The sequence below is a fragment of the Micromonospora parastrephiae genome, from assembly GCF_016802865.1.
Lineage (GTDB): Bacteria > Actinomycetota > Actinomycetes > Mycobacteriales > Micromonosporaceae > Micromonospora > Micromonospora parastrephiae.
In genome coordinates this window covers 1-21,713 of record NZ_JAEVHM010000098.1, presented here as the reverse complement: position 1 = coordinate 21,713, position 21,713 = coordinate 1, and the positions used below count along the sequence as shown (strand labels likewise).

Sequence of the window (21,713 nt, the reverse complement as noted above, 5' to 3'; positions counted from 1 at the left end):
CCGCGCCCAGATCGTGCTCGATCCTGGATGGAGGGGGGTCGGGCGCGCGGGATACCACTACACCCGGATGTTGCACGATCTTGCCGGCGTGGACGCTCCCACCGGCCCCACGCGTCACCCCGCTGTCCGCTGTCCGGAATGCGGGTGTCACGGCCGCAAGATCCGCGCAACTTCAGGGAAAATGCTGGGTCCTGGCGCGCCGAGGCACCAACGTCAGTGAAGTTGCGCGGATCTTGGTCCCGACGGTGGCCGCGACGGCCGCCGTCGAGCGCGCTGACGGCCGCCGTCAGGCGCGGCGGGCCAGGTGAGTGGTGATCGCGGTGGCGAGGCGGTCGGGGGCGCCGTCGGCGTACCCGATGAACAGCGACGGCTCGGTCAGCTCCAGCTCGACCAGGATGGGGTCGCCGTCCGGGCCGGGGATCAGGTCGACCCGGGCGTAGAGCAGCTGCCGCGTCCCGCCGGGCACGGTGGCGAGGGTCCGTTCGGCGACCGCCAGCTGGTCCGGTCGTGCCGTACGGGCACTGATCTCCTCGGCCTTGTAGAGCCCGTCCGGTCCGAGGTTCGGCCCGGTCAGCATCGGACCCTTGCGGATGGCGTGGCTGAACGCGAGCCCGTCCGGGCCGGCCAGGAAAAGCAGTGCCGTCTCGCCCTCGGTGTCGACGGCACTCAGGTACGGCTGGACCATGGTCGTCCGCCCGGCGGTGGACAGCCGGCGTACGTGTGCCACGGCCAGGTCACGGTGCTCCGGGTCGGCCAGGTCGTACCGGCCGGTGTCCTGGCTGCCGGCGCTGACCGCCGGCTTGATGACGTACTCGCCGGTGTCGGCGGGCGGCTGCCAGCTCTCCCCCGGCCCGACCCAGGAGGTCGGCACGGTGGGCACGCCCGCCGCGTTCAGCTCGGCGAGGTAGCGCTTGTCGGTGTTCCAGCGCACCACGTCGGCCGGGTTGACCAGCGCCGGAACGGACGCGGCCCAGGCGACGAACTCGTCGCGGCGCAGCGCGTAGTCCCATGGTGAGCGGAGCACGACCAGGTCGTAGGAGGACCAGTCGACGTCGGGGTCGTCCCAGACGGGCGCCTCGACGGTGGCGCCCCGGGCGGCGAGCGGCGCGAGGACCAGCCGGTCGTCCGGGTCGAGGTCGGCCAGCTTGGTGCAGGTGACGAGAGCGACCCGGGGTTTCCCCCGGGTCGACTTGTGGCGGTCGGTCAATTCAGCTGTCTATCTCAACGGGCCATCGTGCGCCGGGCCATCGACCGCCAGAGGTCGTTGCTCGGACGCATCTGGTCCATCAGTTCACGCTCCCAGGCGTTCTCGACGGTGACTCCCGCCTTGGCGCACGCCTCCCGGGCGGTGACGGTGTCGTCGGCGAAGTGGTCGCCCCACTCACCGTCGGAACCCACGAGGACGATCCGCGCGCCACGCTTGCCGACGTACTCGATGACCGCCTTAGCTCCACCGTGTCCGGCGGCGAACGCCTTGAGGCCGGCGACCAGACCCTGCGGGGCCTGCTCGCCGCCGGTCTGCTCGGCCGTCAGCGTCGTATCGGAACCATCTGCCATGACGCGAAGCCTAAGCAGAGTTCCACTCGGCCGTGCGAGAACCATGAAGCTTTTGTGATGCCAATTACCAACAGGTTTAAGGGAGAACACAGATTTCCTGTCCGGTTTTTTCCGGACTTATGGGTCCACAGTGTACCGGCAAACCGGTGCCCAACCGCCGCAGGTTGAGCCGATCCGGCTCATGCCGAAAGTTACTCTGATGTGACGTTAAACCCGGACAAGTCATCCATGATGATGCTTAGTCGACGAGTCGTCACCACCGGCGGCGCGGCCGTCGACCGAGGGACCGGGCCGGAATCAGATCAGCGCGTCGAGCGCGACGGCCACGAAGACGATCGTCAGGTACGTCGTCGACCAGTGGAACAGCCGCATCGGCTTGACGGCCTCGGCACGCGTCGCGCGGCGGCAGAGCCGGTGCGCCTCGACCAGGAAGACCGCGCCCACGACCAGGGTCGGCACGCCGTAGATCGCGCTGAGCCCCAGCGGCCAGACCGCCAGGGAGGTCAGCACGGTGAGCCAGGCGAAGATCAGGATCTCGGCGTTCACCCGGCGGGTGGAGGCCACCACCGGCAGCATCGGGATCCCGGCCCGCGCGTAGTCGTCCTTGTACTTCATGGCGAGCGGGTAGAAGTGCGGCATCTGCCAGAAGAAGACGACCGCGAACAGCCCCCACGCGGCCGGCGCCAGCGTGCCGGTCACCGCCGCCCAGCCGATGAGCACCGGAGCGGCCCCGCAGGCGCCACCCCAGAACGTGTTCGTCGGGGTGGAGCGCTTGAGCCACAGGGTGTAGACGACGTCGTAGTAGAGGATCGCGGCGAGCGTCAACCCGGCGGCGAGCAGGTTGGTGAACGCCGCCATCAGGACGATCGAGATCGCCGCCAGCACCAGACCGAAGACCAGGGCGCTGCGCGGCGACACCGTGTGCGCCGGCAGCGGCCGACGCTTGGTACGCCGCATCAACTGGTCGATGTCCCGGTCGATGTAGCAGTTGAGCACGCTGGCCGCGCCCGCGGCGAGCGAGCCGCCGATCAGCACCACGGCCATCAGCCACAGCGGCGGCAGACCACCGTCGGCGAGCATCATCGCCGGCACGGTGGTGACCAGCAGCAGCTCGACGATGCGCGGCTTGGTGAGCGCCACGTACGCCGAAACGATCGCGCGTACGTCCCGCCGCGCCACCGGACCCTCGGCCGCCCGCGCCGGGGACTGCCCGGCGGGGTTGCTCGCGGGGCGCTCGGTGATCATGCTCACGGATTGCCACCTTCCGGCATCGGCACGGGGAGATCGGGTCGGCCCGGCCCGCTCGGGGACCGCACACCGACCCACACACTACGCGTTGTCGTTTTGCCTGCCCGGTCGACCCGACAACGGTGCGGGCCGTCACACCACCGGGTTGAACGACTCGGCGCGCCGTCACGTACCGCACACCATGCACAGATCCGTGGGCGGACGTTTAGGCCCGCTCGATAGGGTCACCAGTGAGGGTTCCGCCCATCTGCCGAGGAGCACAACCATCGTGGCTGCCAACCGACCCGAGCAATCTGAACTCAACTGGTCCGACCTCGATCGCCGGGCTGTCGACACCGTCCGCGTCCTGGCCATGGATGCCGTGGAGAAATCCGGCAACGGCCACCCGGGCACCGCGATGAGCCTGGCGCCCGCGGCCTACCTCCTTTTCAACCGGGTCATGCGGCACAACCCGGCCGACCCGAACTGGCCCGGTCGGGACCGGTTCGTGCTCTCCGCCGGGCACTCCAGTCTGACTCTCTACATCCAGCTGTTCCTGTCCGGCTACCCGCTGAGCCTGTCCGACCTGAAGTCGCTGCGGCAGTGGGGTTCGCTCACCCCGGGTCACCCCGAGCACGGGCACACCCCGGGCGTGGAGACCACCACCGGCCCGCTCGGGCAGGGCCTGGGCAACGCGGTCGGCATGGCGATGGCGGCCCGCCGCGAGCGCGGCCTGTTCGACCCGGAGGCCGAGCCCGGCGCGTCGGTCTTCGACCACAACATCTGGTGCATCGTCTCCGACGGCGACATCGAGGAGGGCATCAGCCACGAGGCCAGCGCCCTCGCCGGGCACCAGCAGCTGGGCAACCTCACGGTGGTCTACGACGACAACGAGATCTCGATCGAGGACGACACCCGCATCGCCAAGAGCGAGGACGTGGCGGCCCGCTACGAGGCGTACGGCTGGCACGTGCAGACGGTCGACTGGCGCAGCGGCGACGCCGACCAGGGTGACTACCACGAGGACGCCGGGGCGCTGCACCGCGCGCTGCTGGCCGCCAAGGCGGAGACCGGCCGTCCCTCGTTCATCGCGCTGCGCACCATCATCGGCTGGCCCGCGCCCAACAAGCAGAACACCGGCAAGATCCACGGTTCGGCGCTCGGCGCCGACGAGGTGAAGGCCACCAAGCGGATCCTCGGCTTCGACCCGGAGCAGACCTTCGAGGTCGACGAGGAGGTGCTCGGGCACGCCCGCACGGTGATGAGCCGCGGCTCCGACGCCCAGCAGGAGTGGACCACCGCGTTCGACGCCTGGAAGAAGGCCAACCCGGAGCGCACCGCGCTCTACGAGCGGATGGCCGGCCGGGTGCTGCCGGACGGCTGGACCAACGCGCTGCCGGTCTTCCCCGCCGACGCCAAGGGTGTGGCCACCCGGGCGGCGTCCGGCAAGGTGCTGGAGGCGCTCGCGCCGGTGCTGCCGGAGCTGTGGGGCGGCTCGGCCGACCTGGCCGAGAGCAACAACACCACCATGAAGGGCGAGCCGTCGTTCATCCCGGCCTCGCACGCCACGAAGGACTTCCCCGGTCACGAGTACGGCCGCACGCTGCACTTCGGCATCCGTGAGCACGCCATGGGCGCGATCCTCAACGGCATCGCCCTGCACGGCGGCACCCGCCCGTACGGCGGCACCTTCCTGGTGTTCAGCGACTACATGCGCCCGTCGGTGCGGCTGGCCGCGCTGATGAAGCTGCCGGTGACCTACGTCTGGACGCACGACTCGATCGGTCTCGGCGAGGACGGCCCGACCCACCAGCCGGTGGAGCACCTGACCGCGCTGCGTGCCATCCCGGGCCTGGACGTGGTCCGGCCGGCCGACGCCAACGAGACGGCCTGGGCGTGGCGGCTGGCGCTGGAGCACACCGACCGGCCGACGGCCATGGCGCTGAGCCGCCAGCCGCTGCCGACCCTGGACCGTGACGTCCTGGGTGGCGCGGACGGTGTGGCGAAGGGCGGCTACGTGCTGGCCGAGGCGTCCAACGGCAAGCCGCAGGTGATCATCGTCGGCACCGGCTCCGAGGTGCAGCTCTGCCTGACCGCCCGGGAGCGGCTGGAGGCCGACGGCACCCCGACCCGGGTGGTCTCGATGCCCTGCCAGGAGTGGTTCTACGAGCAGGACGAGGCGTACCGGGAGTCGGTGCTCCCACGCGGGGTAAAGGCACGGGTGAGCGTGGAGGCGGGCATCGCGATGTCCTGGCGCGGGGTCGTCGGCGACCTCGGCGAGAGCGTCAGCCTGGAGCACTACGGAGCGAGCGCTCCGCACACCGTGCTCTTCGAGCAGTTCGGGTTCACCCCCGACCGGATCGTGGCGGCGGCACACGCCTCACTGACCCGGGTGGGCGACATCACCGGTTTCACGACCGGAAACTGAGGGAGCGTGAACGGCATGACCGACAAGCTGAATGAGCTCACCGCCGCGGGTGTGGCGGTCTGGCTCGATGATCTTTCCCGGGTGCGTTTGAGCTCCGGTGGGCTGGACCAGCTCCGCCGTGAGAAGCACGTGGCCGGTGTCACCACCAACCCGACGATCTTCGCGAAGGCGTTGAGCGACGCCGACGAGTACAACTGGCAACTGCGCGACCTCGCCACCCGTGGGGTGGAGGTCGAGGAGTCGGTGCGCATGCTCACCACGTACGACGTGCGGTGGGCCTGCGACGTGATGCGGCCGTCGTACGACGGCAGCGAGGGCGTCGACGGTCGGGTCTCCATCGAGGTGGACCCCCGGGTGGCGCACGACAGCGACCGGACGGTGGCCGAGGCCAAGGCCCTGTGGTGGCTGGTCGACCGCCCGAACCTCTTCATCAAGATCCCGGCCACCGAGGAGGGCCTGTCGGCGATCACCGACACGCTGGCCGAGGGGATCAGCGTCAACGTGACGCTGATCTTCGGCCTGGACCGCTACTCGGCGGTGATGGAGGCGTTCCTCGCCGGGCTTGAGCAGGCCAAGGCCAACGGCCACGACCTGTCGAAGATCGGCTCGGTCGCGTCGTTCTTCGTGTCCCGCGTCGACGCCGAGGTCGACAAGCGGCTGGAGAAGATCGGGTCCGAGCAGGCCAAGGCCCTGCGGGGCAAGGCCGCCGTCGCCAACGCCCAGCTGGCGTACGAGCGCTACAGCGAGGTGTTCTCCTCCGACCGTTGGAAGGCGCTCGCCGCCGCCGGCGCGCACCCGCAGCGGCCGCTGTGGGCGTCCACCTCGACGAAGAACCCGGACTACCGCGACGTCATCTACGTCGAGGAGCTGATCGCCCCCGGCACGGTCAACACCATGCCGGAGTCGGTCATCGACGCGTACGCCGATCATGGCGAGACCCGCGCCGACACCATCACCGGCGCCTACGACGCGGCTCGCAAGGTCTTCGCGGACCTGGAGTCGGTCGGGGTGGACATGGACGACGTGATCGCCACCCTGGAGCGCGAGGGTGTGGAGAAGTTCGAGGCCAGCTGGCAGGAGCTGCTCGACGGCGTCCGCAAGTCCCTGGAGGCGGCGGCGAAGGGCAAGGGTGCTCCGAACAAGGCGGCCAAGGACAACGCCAAGGGCGCCGAGAAGGCCGGTGGCGCATGAGCGAGCGTAGCGAGCGAATCGGCAAGCTCAGTGCGACGGTGCCCCATGACGGCACGCAGCGAAGCGGAGTGACGGCATGAGCGACCTTCTTGCGGGGCCGGTGGAGGCTGCCGCCGGGCTCGCCGTGTACGGCGCGGACGCGGTCGACAAGTCCGCGCCCGCCTCGACCCGGGACGCGCTGGTCAAGGCCGCGTCCCGGGCAAGCTGGCCGCCAAGGACCCGAGCCTGTGGGGTCCGGACGCCGAGGCCGAGGCGAAGGTCCGGCTCGGCTGGGTGGACACCCACCGGCGCAGCCGGGAGCTGCTGGTGCAGCTCGCCGAGCTGACCGCGGAGCTGGCCGACCTGGACCACGTGGTGCTCGCCGGCATGGGCGGCTCGTCGCTCGCCCCCGAGGTGATCACCCGGACGCTGGGCCGGCCGCTGACCGTGCTGGACACCACCGACCCCGGCCAGGTCCGGGCGGCGCTCGGTGACCGGCTGGAGCGCACCGTCGTGGTGGTGGCCAGCAAGTCCGGCTCGACGGTGGAGACCGACAGCCACCGGCGCGCGTACTGGCAGGCGTTCCTGGACGCCGGGATGACCGAGGCGGAGGCCGGCCGGCACTTCGTCATCGTCACCGACCCTGGCTCGCCGCTGGAGGCCACCGCGACCGAGATGGGCGCGTTCACCGTGCTCGCCGACCCGAACGTGGGCGGCCGGTACTCGGCGCTGACCGCGTTCGGGCTGGTGCCGTCGGCGCTGGCCGGTGTCGAGGTGTCGGAGCTGATCGACCAGGCCGACGCGTTGGCCGCGTCGCTCGCCGAGGACCGGGACAATCCGGCTCTGGCGCTGGGTGCCGCACTGGGCGCAGCTGCCACGCTGGCCCGGGACAAGGTCGCGCTGGTCTCCGACGGCACCGGCATCGACGGCCTCGGCGACTGGGCCGAGCAGCTGATCGCCGAGTCGACCGGCAAGGCCGGCGTGGGCATCCTGCCGGTGGTGGTGGAATCCCCGCAGAGCCCCGGCGCCACCGGGTCCGACGTGCTGACCGTCACCTACGGCGGCGCGCTGGCCCCCGGCGACGTGCCGGGCGGTGGCACCGACCCGGACGTTGCGGTCAACGGCCCGCTCGGCGCGCAGTTCCTCGCCTGGGAGTACGCCACGGCCGTGGCCGGCGTCGTGCTCGGCATCGACCCGTTCAACCAGCCGAACGTCACCGAGTCCAAGGAGAACACCAACAAGATCCTCGCCTCGGGTCTGCCGGCGGAGACGCCGTCGTTCACCGAGGGCGCGATCGAGGTGTACGCGCCGCAGGGCGCGCCCGGTGACCTGGCCGGCGTGCTGCGGTGGCTGCTCGACGGGCTGGGCGACGACGGCTACCTGGCCGTCATGGCGTACCTCGACCGGTTCGCCGACGCCGACGCGGCCCGGCTGCGGCCGCTGCTGGCCGAGGCGGCCGGCCGACCGGTCACCTTCGGCTGGGGGCCGCGGTTCCTGCACTCGACCGGCCAGTACCACAAGGGCGGCCCGCAGGTCGGCAGCTACCTGCAGGTGACCGGCGCGGTCGCCGAGGACCTGGACGTGCCCGGCAAGCCGTACACATTCGGTGAGTTGCAGGCCGCGCAGGCCGCCGGCGACCGGCAGGCCCTAGCGGGTCGGGAGCGGCCCGTGCTGCGGCTGCACCTGACCGACCGGGCCGCCGGCGTCACCCAACTGCTCGACGCGGCCGGTGAGCTGCGGGCGTGAGGATGGACGATGTGACTGAAGCGGAAGCGAGGGGGCACCGTGAGCGCGAGGAGTGAGCCGGGGTTGCGAGCCCCGCAGTCGCGAACCGAGGTGGCTCCGTGAGCGCGAGGAGTGAGCCGGGGTTGCGAGCCCCGCAGTCGCGAACCGAAGGTGGCTCCGTGAGCGCGAGGAGTGAGCCGGGGTTGCGAGCCCCGCAAGCGCGAACCGAAGGTGGCTCGGTGAACCCGCTACGCGACCCGCAGGACCGCCGGTTGCCCCGGATCCCGGAGCCCTGCGCTCTGGTGATCTTCGGGGTGACCGGGGACCTGGCACGAAAGAAGCTGCTCCCCGCCGTCTACGACCTGGCCAACCGGGGGCTGCTGCCGCCCGGTTTCGTGGTGCTCGGCTTCGCGCGCCGCGACTGGGGTGACGGCGACTTCGAGACCCTCGCCTGCGAGGCGGCGCGCAAGCACGCCCGTACCCCGTGGCGGGACGAGGTGTGGGCACGCCTGGCCGGCAACATCAAGTTCGTCGGCGGGTCGTTCGACGACGACGCGGCCTTCGACACCCTCGCCTCGACGCTGGACGACCTGCGCCAGAGCCACGGCATCACCGGCAACGCGGCGTTCTACTTCTCGATCCCGCCGGCCGCGTTCCCCGTCGTGCTCAAGCAGCTGGCCCGCACCGGGATGGCCGACAACGAGAAGTCCGGCGGTTGGCGTCGGGTCGTGGTGGAGAAGCCGTTCGGCAACGACCTGCCGTCGGCGAAGGCGCTCAACGACCTGGTCGACGACGTCTTCACCCGGGAGGACGTCTTCCGCATCGACCACTACCTGGGCAAGGAGACGGTCCAGAACATCCTCGCCCTGCGGTTCGCCAACAACCTGTTCGAGCCGCTGTGGAATTCCAAGTACGTCGACTCGGTGCAGATCACCATGGCCGAGGACGTCGGGATCGGCACCCGCGCCGGTTTCTACGACACCGTCGGCACCGCCCGTGACGTCCTGCAGAACCACCTGCTCCAGCTCCTCGCCCTGGTGGCGATGGAGGAACCGACCAGCTTCGACGCCGACGAGATCCGGGCCGAGAAGCTGAAGGTGCTCAAGGCGATCACCCTGCCCAGGGACGTGGCCCGCGACACCGTACGCGGCCAGTACCTGCCCGGCTGGGTGGGCGGCGAACGCGCGGTCGGCTACCGGGAGGAGCAGGACGTCCCCGCCGACTCCACCACCGAGACGTACGTGGCGGTGCGGCTGGGCATCCAGAACCGCCGCTGGGCCGAGGTGCCGTTCTACATCCGGGCCGGCAAGCGGCTGCCGCGGCGGGTCACCGAGGTCGCCATCATGTTCAAGAAGGCGCCGCACCTGCCGTTCAACGACGCCGACATGGAGTCGCTGGGCAACAACCAGCTGGTCATCCGGGTGCAGCCGGACGAGGGTGTGGTGCTCAAGTTCGGCTCGAAGGTGCCGGGCACCACGATGGAGGTCCGCGACATCGCGATGGACTTCCAGTACGGCGAGGCGTTCACCGAGTCCAGCCCGGAGGCGTACGAGCGTCTGGTGTTGGACGTGCTGATCGGCGACCGCACCCTGTTCCCCGACGCGGCCGAGGTCGAGCAGAGCTGGCAGGTGATCGATCCGCTGGAGCACGCCTGGGAGGGCACCACGCCGGAGCCGTACCGCGCCGGTGAGTGGGGGCCGCGGGCGGCCGACGAGATGCTGGCCCGCGAGGGCCGCGCCTGGCGGCGGGCGTGAGCGGGCGAACCGGCAGGCACAGCGAGCGAAGCAGGAGGCTCCCGTGATCGGGCTGTGGGACACCACCGGCAACGAGGTGGTCAAGGCGCTCGCCGCCGAGCGGCGCAGCGCCGGTGGGGTGGCCAGCGGCATGGCGCTCACCCTCATCGTGGTGGTGGACGAGCGGCGGGTCCGCGAGGCGGAGGCGGCGGCGACCATCGCCGCCGCCGCACACCCGTGTCGGCTGGTGGTGGTGGTCCGCTCCGACATCGAGCGGGAACGCAACCGGCTGGACGCGGAGATCGTGGTCGGTGGCCGGCTCGGCCCGTGCGAGGCGGTGGTCACCCGGATGTACGGGCGGCTGGCCCTGCACGCCGAGTCGGTGGTGATGCCGCTGCTCGTTCCGGACGTGCCGGTGGTCACCTGGTGGCACGGCGAACCGCCGGCGGAGATCGCCACCGACTTCCTCGGTGTGGTCGCGGACCGGAGGATCACCGACACGGCGCAGGCCGCCGACCCGCAGGAGGCGCTGCGGCAGCGGGCCCGGGACTACGCCCCGGGTGACACCGACCTGGCGTGGACCCGGATCACACCGTGGCGAACCCTCGTCGCGGGGGCGTTCGACACCACCGAGGCGAAGGTCACCGAGGCGACCGTCGTCGCGCCGCCCAAGGACCCGACGGCGACGCTGATGATCGGCTGGCTGTCCAGCCGGCTCGGCATCACCCCGCGCCGGGTGGACAGCGACGAGTTCCCCCGGATGCGGGAGGTGCAGTTGACCTGCGCCAACGGCGACCAGCTCACGTTGACCCGGGAGGACAGCCTGGCGGTGTTCCGGCGGACCGGCCAGGACGACCGGACGCTGCCGCTGGTCCGTCGACCGCTCGGCGACGAGCTGGCCGAGGAGCTGCGCCGTCTCGACGCCGACCAGGTGTACGCCGAGGCGCTGGGCGCGACCGCCGGGCTGCGCGGCCTGGAGCAGCGTCCCCCGCAGCGGGTGCACGTCTGGAAGGATCCGGCCACCGCGCAACGCGCCGAGGCCGGGGTCACCGCGCACGCCGGCACGAGCGGCGAGAGCTGAGCCCCCTGTCGGGGGCACGGCGTCGGGGGCGGGGCCGGGGGGATCCCCGGGCCCGCCCCGACACCCTCGGGGCACCTGCCCCGCCACCCGGGCGTACCGCCCGGGCACGACGCGACAGCGACCGCGCAGCGGTCGGGAAGGCACAACCCATGAGTGAGGCGAGTGTCGCCGTCCACGCCGACACCGACCTGCTGGCGCAGGCAGTGGCGGCCCGGCTGCTGGTGAAGCTGCTCGACGCGCAGGCCGACCGGGGTGAGGCCGCGGTGGTGCTCACCGGTGGTCGTATCGCCGCGGCCGTGTACCGGGCGGTCGCGACCCTGCCGGCCCGCGACGCGGTGGACTGGTCCCGCGTCGACGTGTGGTGGGGCGACGAACGGTTCCTGCCCGTCGGCGACCCGGAGCGCAACGAGACCCAGGCGCGGGCCGCCCTGCTGGACGTGGTGCCGCTGAACCCCGACCGGGTGCACCCGATGCCGGCGTCCGACGGCCCGGCCGGCAACGACCCCGAGGCGGCCGCCGCGGCGTACGCCGAGGAGTTGGCTCGCGCCGCACGGCCGGGGCACGCCGCGCTGCCGCACTTCGACGTGCTGATGCTGGGCGTCGGGGAGGACGGGCACGTCGCGTCGGTCTTCCCCGAGCACCCGGTGCACTACGACAACCGGCCGGTCAGCGCGGTGCGGGGCAGCCCGAAGCCCCCGCCGGTGCGCACGACCCTCACCCTCGCCGCGATCAACACGGCCGAGGAGGTCTGGTTGGTCGCCGGCGGCGCCGACAAGGCCCGCGCGGTGGGCATGGCGCTGGCCGGCGCCGGGCCGGTGCAGTTGCCGGCGGCCGGGGTGCACGGCGTGGACCGTACCCGCTGGCTGCTGGACCGGGCCGCGGCGGCCGACGTGCCGACCCGCCTCCGCAGCCTGCGCTAGGGGCGGGGCCTCAGCCGCCGTCTACTCGCCCCGGCGGCGGCGTAGCGCGGCCAACGCCTCGTTGAGCAGAGCCTCCCCCTCCTCGGCGGTGCGCCGCTCCTTCACGTACGCCAGATGGCTCTTGTACGGCTCGGCGCGGACCCGGCCGGGCGGGTTCTGTTCGTCCTGGCCGGCGGGCAGCCCGCACCGGGGGCAGTCCCAGAGCGGCGGCGGCGCGACGTCCGCGGCGATCCGGATGTTGATCCGATGGTCGTTGCGGCACCAGTAGGTGACGTCCTGTCGGGGTGCGGGTTGGTGCCGTTCGTCGGGGCGGACGGGCGCCGACCCGACCCGGGCGCCGCGGATGATGTTGCCACTGGGCACGGCTGCTCGCTCCTGTCGTCGGAGGGGACCCACCGTCTTCGAGGGGTGGACGGCGGGCGACGCGGTGCAGCGGGTAAAAGCCTGCGCGCGGCCCGTCGAGTGACGGACCGCGCGCAGATTGTACGACTTGACGGGCCTGCTCAGGCGCCGCTGTTCATCTGGAGGCGGAGCCAGAGGCCGAGCCCGACGATGGCGGCGAACCAGACGATGCTCACCAGAACGGTGTAACGATCCAGGTTCTTCTCCGCCACCGAGGAACCGGCGAGGCTGGAGCTGACCCCACCGCCGAACATGCTCGACAACCCGCCGCCCTTACCGCGGTGCAGCAGGATCAGCAGGGTGAGCAGAACGCTCGTGATGACCAGCAACACGATCAACGTGTATGCGAACCAGATCGGCATGGCTGGGGGCAGTCCTCTCGTAGCGATCCTCGCCCGGACAGGTCGGGCACGATGGCACCGGCCGGTGGACGGGCGGTGTCAAGGATAGCGAGCGATCAGCGGGCGATGTGCTCGGGGAAGCGACAGATCTGAGCGAATTCCTCCGCGTCCAGGCTGGCGCCCCCCACCAGAGCACCGTCCACGTCCGGCTGCGCCATGATCGAGGCGACGTTGGACGCCTTGACCGAGCCGCCGTAGAGGACCCGGACCTGGTCGGCGGTGTCCTGGTCGAAACGCTCCGCCAACCGCTGGCGGACCGCCCCGCAGACCTCCTGGGCGTCCTCCGGCGTCGCGGTCTTGCCGGTGCCGATCGCCCAGACCGGCTCGTACGCGATCACGACCTGCCGCACCTGCTCGGGGGTGAGCCCGGCGAGGCCGCCGTCGAGCTGGTCGGCGCAGTGCGCCACATGGGTGCCCTGCTCGCGCACGTCCAGCCCTTCCCCCACGCAGAGGATCGGGGTCAGGCCGTGCGTCAACGCCGCCTTCACCTTGGCGTTGACATGGACGTCGTCCTCGTGGTGGAAGGCGCGCCGCTCGGAGTGCCCGACCACCACGTACGTGCAGCCCAACTTGGCCAGCATCGCGCCGGAGATGTCGCCGGTGTACGCGCCCGAGGCGTGCGGGGAGAGGTCCTGCCCGCCGTAGCCGATCAGCAGCTTGTCCCCGTCCACCGCGGTCTGCACGGTGCGCAGGTCGGTGAAGGGCGGCAACACGACCGTCTCCACCTCGGTGAGCTGCTTCTCGGTGAGGCTCGCGGCCAGCTTCTGCACCAGCAGGTTGGCCTCGAGGTGGTTGAGGTTCATCTTCCAGTTGCCGGCCATCAACGGCCGGCGGGTGGTGCTCGCCATTCAGTTCTCCAGGGCCGCGATGCCGGGGAGGGTCTTGCCCTCGAGGTATTCCAGGGAGGCGCCGCCCCCGGTGGAGATGTGCCCGAAGGACGACTCGTCCAGGCCGAGCGCACGAACCGCCGCCGCCGAGTCGCCGCCGCCGACGACGCTGAACGCGTCGGCCTTGGTGATCGCCTCGGCGATCCCCCGGGTGCCGGCCGCGAACGCGGCCATCTCGAACACGCCCATCGGCCCGTTCCAGAAGATCGTCTTCGCCTGGGACAGCGCGGCGGCGAAGCCGGCCACCGTCTCCGGGCCGACGTCCAGGCCCAGCCGGTGACTCGGGATGCCGTCGACGCGGACCGTGTCGTGCGCGGCGTCCGGGGCGAACGCGTCCGCCACCACCACGTCGACCGGGAGCATGATCTTGCCGCCGGACCGCTCCAGCAGGTTACCGCAGGTCTCCACCATGTCCTTCTCCAGCAGCGAGGTGCCCACCTCCAGGCCCTGGGCCTTGAGGAAGGTGAAGCACATCCCGCCACCGATGAGCAGCCGGTCGACCGTCGGCAGCAGCGCCTCGATCACCGCCAGCTTGTCGGAGACCTTGGAACCACCGAGCACCACCACGTACGGCCGCTCGGGGCTGCCGGTGAGCTTGGAGAGCACCTCGACCTCACGCAGCACCAACCGGCCCGACACGTGCGGCAGCCGGGCCGGCACGTCGTACACGCTGGCGTGCTTGCGGTGCACGGCGCCGAACGCGTCGTCGACGTACGCGTCACCGAACGCGGCGAGCTGGTCGGCGAAGGCGTCCCGCTCGGCGTCGTCCTTGCTGGTCTCACCGGCGTTGAAACGCAGGTTCTCCAACAGGGCGACCTGGCCGTCGGCCAGGCCGGCGACGGTGGAACGGGCCGAGTCACCCACGGTGTCCTCGGCGAAGCGCACCGGCGCGCCCAGCAGCTCACCGAGCCGCCCGGCGACCGGGCGGAGGCTGAACTGCGGGTCCGGCGCGCCCTTCGGGCGGCCCAGGTGCGAGCAGACGACCACCTTCGCGCCGGCGGAGACCAGCGCGCCGAGCGTCGGCAGCACCGCGCGGATCCGGCCGTCGTCGGTGATGTCACCGGACTGCTTGTCGAGCGGGACGTTCAGGTCGGCGCGCACCAGCACGCGCCGACCCGACACCCCCTCGGCGAGCAGGTCGTCGAGGGTCCGGATGCTCACAGCGATGAACCCACCAGCTTGACCAGGTCCACCAGGCGGTTGGAGTAACCCCACTCGTTGTCGTACCAGCCGACGACCTTGACCTGGTTGCCGACGACCTTGGTCAGCGGCGCGTCGAAGATGCACGACGCCGGGTCGGTGACGATGTCGGTGGAGACGATCGGGTCCTCGTTGTAGACCAGGATGCCCTTGAGCGGGCCGTCCGCGGCGGCCTTCAGCGCGGCGTTGACCTCGTCCACGGTGGTCTCACGACCCACGTTGACGGTCAGGTCGGTGACCGAGCCGGTCGGGATCGGCACCCGCAGCGCGTACCCGTCGAGCTTGCCCTTGAGGTCCGGCAGCACCAGGCCGATGGCCTTGGCCGCACCGGTCGAGGTCGGCACGATGTTCAGCGCGGCGGCCCGGGCCCGGCGGAGGTCCTTGTGCGGAGCGTCCTGGAGGTTCTGATCCTGGGTGTACGCGTGGATCGTCGTCATCAGACCGTGCTGGATGCCGAACGTGTCGTGCAGAACCTTCGCCATCGGAGCGAGGCAGTTCGTGGTGCACGAGGCGTTGGAGATGATGGTGTGCTTCGCCGGGTCGTAGGTGTCGTGGTTGACACCCATGACGACGGTGACGTCCTCGTTCTTCGCCGGAGCGGAGATGATGACCTTCTTGGCGCCGCCGTCGACGTGCGCCTTGGCCTTGGTGGCGTCGGTGAAGAAACCGGTCGACTCGATGACGACGTCGGCGCCGACCTCGCCCCACGGCAGCGCCGCCGGGTCCTTCTCGGCGTACGCCTTGATGGTCCTGCCACCGACGGTGATCTCGTCGGCGGTGGCCTTCACCTCGTACGGGAGGCGACCCAGGATGCTGTCGTACTTGAGCAGGTGGGCGAGCGTGGCGTTGTCGGTCAGGTCGTTCACCGCCACGACCTCGATGTCGGCGTCGGACGCCAGCACTGCCCGGAAGAAGTTACGGCCGATCCGGCCGAAGCCGTTGATGCCAACCCGGATGGTCACAGGTCCCATCTCCTCGCGTTCTGGTCCGCCGGCTTCAGACAACGGGCCGGCGGAGTGGTGTGCGCCGACCGTTGGAGCCGGCCGTTGACGGTTCATCTCGGCCACCCCGCCGCGGTCTGAGGACCTGACCGCCCGAGGCGGTGGGCACGACGAGGAGTGCCTGTGTGTCGGCCCCCTTGCCGTACGCAGCGACCCTATCCGAGCGTGCGACACCGCGCTGCGCCGGGTCGTGCCCCGGGCGCACCGCGCGGCCCCACCGTCCTATCAGACCACGAGCATGTCGGGCGTGACGGCTGCTTCGGTATCCGGGATGCCCAGGTCCCGGGCCCGCTTGTCGGCCAGCGCCAGCAGCCGGCGGATCCGCCCGGCGATGGCGTCCTTGGTCAGCGGTGGCTCGGCGAGCGCTCCCAGCTCCTCCAGCGACGCCTGCCGGTGCTCCAGGCGCAGCCGACCGGCGTCGGTCAGGTGGTTGGGCGCCTCGTCGGCGAGGATCTCCAGCGCACGGGTCACCCGCGCGGCGGCGGCCACGGCGGCACGCGCGGAGCGGCGCAGGTTCGCGTCGTCGAAGTTCGCCAGCCGGTTGGCGGTGGCCCGCACCTCGCGGCGGACCCGCCGCTCCTCCCAGGCGAGCACGCTCGAGTGGGCGCCGATGCGGGTGAGCAGCGCGGCGATGGCGTCGCCGTCCTTGACCACCACCCGGTCCACCCCGCGTACCTCACGGTTCTTCGCCGTGATGCCGATGCGGCGGGCCGCGCCGACCAGCGCGAGCGCCGACTCCGGCCCCGGGCAGGTGATCTCCAGGGCGCTGGAGCGGCCGGGCTCGGTGAGCGAGCCGTGCGCCATGAACGCCCCACGCCACGCGGACACCGCGCAGCAGACGTTCGCGGCCACGACGTGCGGGGGCAGCCCGCGCACCGGGCGACCGCGCACGTCCAGCAGGCCGGTCTGCCGGGCGAGGGCCTCGCCGTCCTTGACCACCCGGACGATGAAGTGGCTGCCCTTGCGCAGCCCGCCGGAGGCCAGCACGTGGATCTCGCTGGGGTAGCCGTAGACCTCGGCGATCTCCCGCCGCAGCCGGCGGGCCACCGCCCCGGTGTCCAGCTCAGCCTCCACCACCACGCGGCCGGAGACGATGTGCAGCCCACCGGCGAAGCGCAGCAGCGCAGCCATCTCCGCCCGCCGACAGCAGGGCTTGGGCACGTCGACCCGACTCAGCTCGTCCTTGACCGCAGCCGTCATCGCCATTGTGCGTCCCCTCACGGACCGGTTCCGGCGTGTCGCCGGAGATTACGTACGTGTCTAACGATCGGCGCCCAGGACAGGCACCAGCGCGGCGCCCAGGGCAGCCGGATCATGGCGGGGAGTGCCGTCGGTGACGGCGACGGGGGCGAGGACCAGGCGGGCACCCAGCGATTCTGCCGCACGTTCGACCGGATCGGGGTCACCCACCGCCTTGGCGTCGGCCAGCACGAGATCCACCTTGAGCTCGGGAAGGTACCAGCGCAGCGCCGCGAGATGGTCGGCGACGGAGAGCCCGAGGGTCTCCTTCTCCGCGGCGAGGTTCAGGGTGACCAGCCGTCGGGCCGAGCTGGACACGATCGCGTCGGCGAGCTGCGGCACCAGCAGGTGCGGCAGCACACTGGTGTACCAACTGCCCGGCCCGAAAATCAACCAGTCCGCCGCGCCGATCGCGGCGAGCGCCTCCGCGCAGGCCGCCGGGGCCGTCGGGGTGAGCCGCAGCGACTCGACCCGTCCGGTGGTGACCGCCACCTGGTGCTGGCCGCGCACCGTGCGCACCTCGTCGGGGGCGGCCGGGTCGCGCCGCGCACCCGGGCCTCGATGCCGACCGGCTGGCGGGACATCGGCAGCACCCGGCCGATCGCGCCGAGCATCGCGCCGGCGTGCTCCAGCGCCGCCACCGGGTCACCGAGCAGCTCCATCAGGCCGCAGAGCACCAGGTTGCCCACCGCGTGCCCGGCCAGCCCGTCGGCACGGCCGGTCAGCGGGTCGGCGTCACCCGGGTCGGCGGTCGGCGCCGGGTCCGTCGCACCGGCCTCGGGTACGCCGACCGGCACGGCCGCGAAGCGGTGCTGGAACAGCCCGGCGCTGCGCCGGGTCGCCGGGTGGTCACCGGCCAGCGCGACCAGAGCCTGCCGCAGGTCGCCCGGGGGCAGACCGCCGCGCTCGGCGCGCAGCCGGCCGCTGGAGCCGCCGTCGTCGCCGACCGTGACCACCGCGGTGATGTCCAGGTCGAGTTCCGGGGCGCAGTGGCGAAGCGCACGCAGCGACGCGGACAGTCCGTGCCCGCCGCCGAACGCCACCACCCGGCGCGCCGTCATTCCCGCCCCAGGTCGCGGTGCTGTGCGTTGGCCGCCAGCCCGGACTGGCGCAGCCGACCGGCCAGCTCCTCGGCGATGGCCACGCTGCGGTGCTTGCCGCCGGTGCAGCCCACGGCGACCGTCAGGTACCGCTTGCCCTCCCGCGCGAACCCGGTCGTGGTGGCGTTGACCAGGTCGGCGTACGAGGCGACGAAAGCGTCCGCGCCCTCCTGGCCCAGCACGTACGCGCTGACCGCCTCCTCGCGCCCGGTGTGCTCGCGCAGCTCCGGCACCCAGTACGGGTTGGGCAGGAACCGGGCGTCCAGCACGAAGTCGGCGTCCGGCGGCAGGCCGTACTTGAAGCCGAACGACAGCACGGTGACCCGCAGCCGGCGGGCGTCCTCGCCGCCGAACAGCTCCTCGATGCGCCGACGGAGCTGGTTGACGTTCAGGTGGCTGGTGTCGATGATCACGTCGGCCTGGTCGCGGGCCTCCTCCAGCAGCCCGCGTTCCACGGCGATGCCGTCGGCCAGCCGCCCCTCGCCCTGCAACGGGTGCGACCGGCGCACACTCTCGAACCGCCGGATCAGCACCTCGTCGTCGGCGTCGACGAAGACCACCCGGGGCGAGAAGCCACGCTCCTTGAGTTCGCGGATCGCCCCGGCCAGGTCGGTGGAGAAGGCCCGCGAGCGGACGTCCAACACCATGGCCGTACGCCGGGCCGCTCCCCCGGCCTTGAACGCCAACTCGGCCATATCGAGCATCAGCGCCTGCGGCAGGTTGTCCACCACGTAGTAGCCGACGTTCTCCAACGCGCGGGCGACGGTGCTGCGGCCGCCGCCGGAGAGCCCCGTGACCACCACCAGCGTGGTCTCCGACTCTGCCGTCGCCTGCCCGTCGGCGCCCGTCGGGGCGTCGATCCGGTCCGCGGCTGTGCGCGCCTCGCTCACCCGTACCCCCCAAACCGTGGCGCCGCGGCCGCCGTCGGCCGCGATTGGTCAATCAGCGACTCTATCCCGCCGCCCGGCCGTGCCGGGCACCCGGCACCGGTCGCCTGGCCGGCAACGGCCCTCGGTCGCCCTCCCGACAGCCACCACCCTTGATGACGATCAGTAACTGTCAATACGCTCACCGTTATCGTCGCAGGTCAGAACGACATCTGGGAGGGTGCGATGCACGACCTGGCGGACAAGAACACATACGTCGGCTTCCTCTTCATGCGAATCAGCCCGGAGTACTTCGCCCTCGGCCGGGAGGGCATCCACGAGGTTTCCGCCGAACACGCCCGGGACCTGGGCCGCTTCGCCAAGCAACTCACCCACGTCGTCTGCACCGGGGTGAACGGCAAGTACGACCAGGTCACCATGGTCGAGGCCGACACCCTTGAGGAGATCAACGCGGCGGCCACGGCGTTCCGGATGGGTGGCAAGGCCCGCTACATCGAGATCGTCGACATCGTGGTCGGGATGAAGGCTCCGCCGCGCGGCCTGGCGAACCGGTCCAGCCAGCCCGGCTGACCGCCGCGCACACCCGGCGCGCCCGCGGCTCGGGTGCGCCGGGCGTGCGCTGTCGGGGACGGCTCGTAGACTCCGCGGATGGCTTCCCCCACCGACCTGCGGACCGAGGACGCGCTGCCGGTGCTGCGCCGGGTGTTCGGGTACGACGCCTTCCGCGGCTTCCAGCAGGAGGTGATCGACCACGTGGTCGCCGGTGGCGACGCGCTGGTGCTCATGCCCACCGGTGGCGGCAAGTCGCTGTGCTACCAGATCCCGGCGCTGGTCCGCGACGGCGTCGCGGTTGTCGTGTCGCCGCTGATCGCGCTCATGCAGGACCAGGTGGACGCGCTCACCGCGGTCGGCGTCCGCGCCGGCTTCCTCAACTCGACCCAGACCCTCGACGCCCGACGCCGGGTCGAGGCGGCCTTCGTCGCCGGCGAACTGGACCTGCTCTACCTGGCGCCGGAGGCGCTCGGCGTCCGGTCCACCCTCGCCCTGCTGGATCGGGGGCGCATCTCCCTGTTCGCGATCGACGAGGCGCACTGCGTGTCCCAGTGGGGGCACGACTTCCGCCCCGACTACCTCGCGCTGTCGATGCTGCACGAACGTTGGCCGCAGGTTCCCCGGATCGCGCTGACCGCCACCGCGACGAGCGCCACCCGCACCGAGATCGCCACCCGGCTCAAGCTGGATGACGCACGGCACTTCGTGGCCAGCTTCGACCGGCCCAACATCCAGTACCGGATCGTGCCCAAGCGGGAGCCGCGCAAGCAGCTGCTGGCCCTGCTGCGCGACGAGCATCCCGGCGACGCCGGCATCGTCTACTGCCTGTCCCGCGCCTCGGTGGACAAGACCGCCGAGTTCCTCGTCGCCAACGGCATCGCCGCCCTGCCGTACCACGCCGGCCTGGACGCGGCCACCCGCGCCGCCAACCAGCAACGCTTCCTGCGCGAGGACGGCCTCGTCATGGTGGCCACCATCGCCTTCGGCATGGGCATCGACAAGCCCGACGTACGCTTCGTCGCCCACCTCGATCTGCCCAAGTCGGTGGAGGGCTACTACCAGGAGACCGGCCGCGCCGGCCGGGACGGCCTGCCGTCCACGGCCTGGCTGGCGTACGGGCTCCAGGACGTGGTCCAGCAGCGCAAGATGATCGAGACGTCCGACGGTGACCTCGCGCACCGACGCAACCTCGCCACCCACCTGGACGCGATGCTCGCCCTGTGCGAGACGGTGCGCTGCCGGCGGGTCCAGCTGCTCGAATACTTCGGCGAGCCGTCGACAACCGCCTGCGGCAACTGCGACACCTGCCTCACCCCGCCGGAGTCCTGGGACGGCACGGTCGCCGCCCAGAAGTTGCTCTCCACCGTCTTCCGTCTCGACCGCGAACGCAACCAGCGGTTCGGCGCCGGGCACTGCATCGACATCCTGCTCGGCAAGCAGACCGACAAGATCAGCCAGTACGGTCACGACGCACTGACCGTCTTCGGCATCGGCTCCGAGTTGAGCGAGGCCGAGTGGCGGGGTGTGGTCCGGCAGCTGCTCGCCGAAGGGCTGCTCGCCGTGGAGGGCGACTACGGCACGCTGGCGCTGACCGAGGCCAGCGCCGATGTGCTGGGCCGCCGCCGTACCGTCACGATGCGCCGCGAGCCGGAGAGGCCGGCGTCCAGCCGCTCGTCGAAGCCCCGCGGCTCCGCCACGGTCGTCGCCGAGCTGACCCCGGCCGCCGCGCCGGTCTTCGAGCGCCTGCGCGGCTGGCGGGCGGCCACGGCCAAGGAGCAGGGCGTCCCGGCGTACGTGATCTTCCACGACGCCACGCTGCGGCAGATCGCCAGCGACGCGCCGGGCACGCTGGCCGAGCTGTCTCGGGTCAGCGGCGTCGGCGAGAACAAGCTCGCCAAGTACGGCGAGCAGATCCTGGCCGTCCTCGCCACCGACTGACCGCATGTCGAAAGGCCGGGCCCCTGGTGGGGTCCGGCCCTTTCGGTCGTGGTGGTGGTGTGGGTCAGTTGGTGGAGTAGCCGCGGGTGGCGATCCAGTCGGCGAGGTGTTCGACGGTGATCCAGTAGGAGGCGGTGTTGGGGTCGGCGGAGTCGGCGATCTTGACGGTGTCGCCACCGTCGCGGTAGCCGACGACGCTGATGTAGTGCCCGCCTTCGTAGGAGTGGGTGGTGCCGTCGGTGTCGGTGCTGGTGCCGGCGATGTT

The 21,713-nt window shown here is 71.5% G+C and carries 17 protein-coding genes and 3 pseudogenes; 8 read left to right on the top strand and 12 right to left on the bottom strand.

The features are described 5' to 3' along the window. Nucleotides 1-286: 286 nt before the first annotated feature. The 3 genes from JNW91_RS19305 to JNW91_RS19295 all read right to left on the bottom strand — a co-directional run bounded on the left by JNW91_RS19305 (nucleotide 287) and on the right by JNW91_RS19295 (nucleotide 2,808). Entirely contained in the window at nucleotides 287-1,207 is a 921-nt protein-coding gene (locus JNW91_RS19305) for an ATP-grasp domain-containing protein (protein WP_203176938.1), read from the bottom strand. Between the two features lie 14 nt (nucleotides 1,208-1,221). Next, nucleotides 1,222-1,557, bottom strand: a complete 336-nt coding sequence (locus JNW91_RS19300) for a hypothetical protein (RefSeq protein WP_203176937.1) — start codon at nucleotides 1,555-1,557, stop codon at nucleotides 1,222-1,224. Between the two features lie 297 nt (nucleotides 1,558-1,854). After that, nucleotides 1,855-2,808 carry a heme o synthase gene (locus JNW91_RS19295; RefSeq protein WP_203176936.1) on the bottom strand — a complete coding sequence of 318 codons (954 nt, stop codon included), beginning with the start codon at nucleotides 2,806-2,808 and terminating at the stop codon, nucleotides 1,855-1,857. A 265-nt stretch (nucleotides 2,809-3,073) separates the two neighbouring features. Between JNW91_RS19295 and tkt the strand changes: the two genes are divergently transcribed. The 6 genes and pseudogenes from tkt (at nucleotide 3,074) to pgl (ending at nucleotide 11,841) form a co-directional block, all read left to right on the top strand. After that, nucleotides 3,074-5,212: a transketolase gene (gene tkt, locus JNW91_RS19290; RefSeq protein WP_203176935.1), complete on the top strand. Its 2,139-nt coding sequence runs from the start codon at nucleotides 3,074-3,076 to the stop codon at nucleotides 5,210-5,212. A gap of 15 nt (nucleotides 5,213-5,227) precedes the next feature. Continuing rightward, nucleotides 5,228-6,403 carry a transaldolase gene (gene tal, locus JNW91_RS19285; RefSeq protein ID WP_203176934.1) on the top strand — a complete coding sequence of 392 codons (1,176 nt, stop codon included), beginning with the start codon at nucleotides 5,228-5,230 and terminating at the stop codon, nucleotides 6,401-6,403. A 76-nt stretch (nucleotides 6,404-6,479) separates the two neighbouring features. Further along, a pseudogene (locus JNW91_RS19280) lies at nucleotides 6,480-8,128 on the top strand (glucose-6-phosphate isomerase). A 218-nt stretch (nucleotides 8,129-8,346) separates the two neighbouring features. Then, the gene (zwf, locus tag JNW91_RS19275; RefSeq protein ID WP_203176933.1) at nucleotides 8,347-9,861 is read left to right on the top strand and encodes a glucose-6-phosphate dehydrogenase; all 1,515 of its coding nucleotides are present in this window, start codon (nucleotides 8,347-8,349) and stop codon (nucleotides 9,859-9,861) included. Between the two features lie 43 nt (nucleotides 9,862-9,904). Further along, nucleotides 9,905-10,921 (top strand): glucose-6-phosphate dehydrogenase assembly protein OpcA, encoded by a 1,017-nt coding sequence (locus JNW91_RS19270; RefSeq protein ID WP_203176932.1) that lies wholly within the window; start codon nucleotides 9,905-9,907, stop codon nucleotides 10,919-10,921. A 149-nt stretch (nucleotides 10,922-11,070) separates the two neighbouring features. After that, on the top strand, nucleotides 11,071-11,841 hold the full coding sequence (gene pgl / locus JNW91_RS19265; RefSeq protein ID WP_203176931.1) for a 6-phosphogluconolactonase: 771 nt from the start codon (nucleotides 11,071-11,073) through the stop codon (nucleotides 11,839-11,841). 21 nt (nucleotides 11,842-11,862) lie between these two features. Here the strand turns inward: pgl and JNW91_RS19260 are convergent, their stop codons facing one another. From JNW91_RS19260 to rapZ, 8 genes and pseudogenes are all read right to left on the bottom strand, one after another. Then, entirely contained in the window at nucleotides 11,863-12,204 is a 342-nt protein-coding gene (locus JNW91_RS19260; protein WP_203176930.1) for an RNA polymerase-binding protein RbpA, read from the bottom strand. Between the two features lie 140 nt (nucleotides 12,205-12,344). Next, entirely contained in the window at nucleotides 12,345-12,605 is a 261-nt protein-coding gene (gene secG, locus JNW91_RS19255; protein ID WP_203176929.1) for a preprotein translocase subunit SecG, read from the bottom strand. A gap of 95 nt (nucleotides 12,606-12,700) precedes the next feature. Next, nucleotides 12,701-13,492: a triose-phosphate isomerase gene (gene tpiA, locus JNW91_RS19250; protein WP_203176928.1), complete on the bottom strand. Its 792-nt coding sequence runs from the start codon at nucleotides 13,490-13,492 to the stop codon at nucleotides 12,701-12,703. Then, entirely contained in the window at nucleotides 13,493-14,692 is a 1,200-nt protein-coding gene (locus tag JNW91_RS19245; RefSeq protein ID WP_203176927.1) for a phosphoglycerate kinase, read from the bottom strand. It lies immediately after the preceding gene. Continuing rightward, the gene (gap, locus tag JNW91_RS19240; protein ID WP_203176926.1) at nucleotides 14,689-15,693 is read right to left on the bottom strand and encodes a type I glyceraldehyde-3-phosphate dehydrogenase; all 1,005 of its coding nucleotides are present in this window, start codon (nucleotides 15,691-15,693) and stop codon (nucleotides 14,689-14,691) included. Before gap ends, JNW91_RS19245 begins: the two co-directional genes overlap by 4 nt. A 264-nt stretch (nucleotides 15,694-15,957) precedes the next feature. Beyond that, entirely contained in the window at nucleotides 15,958-16,938 is a 981-nt protein-coding gene (gene whiA / locus JNW91_RS19235) for a DNA-binding protein WhiA (protein ID WP_074312802.1), read from the bottom strand. 54 nt (nucleotides 16,939-16,992) lie between these two features. Continuing rightward, nucleotides 16,993-18,032: pseudogene (locus JNW91_RS19230) on the bottom strand (gluconeogenesis factor YvcK family protein). Continuing rightward, entirely contained in the window at nucleotides 18,029-18,931 is a 903-nt protein-coding gene (gene rapZ / locus JNW91_RS19225; RefSeq protein ID WP_203176939.1) for an RNase adapter RapZ, read from the bottom strand. The pseudogene JNW91_RS19230 and the gene rapZ overlap by 4 nt, the downstream one beginning before the upstream one ends. Before the next feature lie 252 nt (nucleotides 18,932-19,183). On the opposite strand from rapZ, the gene JNW91_RS19220 reads away from it, so the two are divergent. After that, entirely contained in the window at nucleotides 19,184-19,528 is a 345-nt protein-coding gene (locus JNW91_RS19220; protein WP_203176925.1) for a hypothetical protein, read from the top strand. 78 nt (nucleotides 19,529-19,606) lie between these two features. Further along, on the top strand, nucleotides 19,607-21,448 hold the full coding sequence (gene recQ / locus JNW91_RS19215) for a DNA helicase RecQ (protein WP_203176924.1): 1,842 nt from the start codon (nucleotides 19,607-19,609) through the stop codon (nucleotides 21,446-21,448). 64 nt (nucleotides 21,449-21,512) lie between these two features. Here recQ and JNW91_RS19210 read toward each other — a convergent pair. Further along, nucleotides 21,513-21,713 (bottom strand): annotated as a pseudogene (locus JNW91_RS19210) (C39 family peptidase); the annotation flags it as partial.